We start from the raw sequence: 457 nt of genomic DNA on the forward strand, positions 1-457 counted from the left end.
GGTCATCGTGAACGCGACCAGCCGCGCTGCCCACGTGCTGTGTCAGTTGCCCAACGCCCACACCCTTGAGCGCGGCATGCGCAAGGATTGAGCGTCAGGCGTCAGGCATCACAGGCGTGAGGCGTAAAACACGTGGCATGCCGATCTCACGCCACCTTCGTGCGCAACAGGCGCATGCCGTTGGCGATCACCAGCAGACTCGCGCCCACGTCGGCGAATACCGCCATCCACAGCGACGCCAGTCCCGCAACCGCCAGCGCGAAGAACACCGCCTTGATGGAGAGCGCCAGAATGATGTTCTGCTTGAGTACGCTCGCCGAACGTCTGGACAACGCCAGGAAGGCGGGGAGCTTGCGCAGGTCGTCGTCCATCAACGTGACGTCGGCCGTCTCAAGCGCGCTATCGGTGCCGGTCACGCCCATCGCGAAACCAACGTCTGCGGCCGCGAGCGCGGGGC

General features: G+C 65.2%; 1 pseudogene. It reads right to left on the reverse strand.

Annotation, left to right across the window (positions count from 1 at the left end):
* Window positions 1-146 precede the first annotated feature (146 nt).
* Window positions 147-457: pseudogene (locus tag CDV44_RS27280) on the reverse strand (cation-transporting P-type ATPase); the annotation flags it as partial.

Source organism: Pandoraea sp. PE-S2R-1, from assembly GCF_002179865.1.
GTDB lineage: Bacteria > Pseudomonadota > Gammaproteobacteria > Burkholderiales > Burkholderiaceae > Pandoraea.